Source organism: Bartonella sp. AA74HLJMH, assembly GCF_042197045.1.
In the GTDB taxonomy this organism is placed as follows: domain Bacteria; phylum Pseudomonadota; class Alphaproteobacteria; order Rhizobiales; family Rhizobiaceae; genus Bartonella.
Genome location: NZ_JBHIRJ010000174.1, coordinates 1 through 523 on the forward strand (window position 1 = coordinate 1; position 523 = coordinate 523).

Consider the following 523-nt stretch of genomic DNA (forward strand, 5'->3'; position numbering starts at 1 on the left):
TTATGAAACCCTATATGCGCGCTTAATTCTCCTCCAAGCCACTTGCGCGAATGATCAAGCTCAAAGGTTGCAATAGCCAATTTACGGCTGGAAACATCAACCCGACTGCCCATAATAAAATTATCAGAATATTTCCATGTTAAGCGTCCCGTAAGCCAGGTCTTTCCCTCTTGATCACGGTCGATAACCCGTGAAATCCATGGTGTCAGCGATAAAGACTTCCCCGCAGTCATAATATCGGAAAATATTCCCTTAACACTTGAATGATATTGGCTCCACGTCCCATCAAAACCTGTTGTCCAAGTGCCATAGGGAAGAGAAAATGATCCCGTTAGAGTATCACTATTGGGGCGCTTGTGAAAAAAATGATACGGACTACCATCCATAGAACGCTGATAGCTAAACGACCATTGATCATTGATCCCTAACAGATCATCAAAAGAAAGGCTCAAGCGCGTTTGATAAAGCCCTGTTGCTTTAGCGCCAAGATTATCGCTGGAAAGCGTAATAAGCCAAGGTTTCT

The 523-nt window shown here is 43.6% G+C and carries 1 protein-coding gene; it reads right to left on the reverse strand.

Translation table 11 applies throughout. The annotated features are described in order from the left end of the window. Positions 1 to 523 (reverse strand): ShlB/FhaC/HecB family hemolysin secretion/activation protein (locus tag ACFINH_RS10455; protein ID WP_375633106.1); only part of this gene is annotated, 523 nt, incomplete at both ends.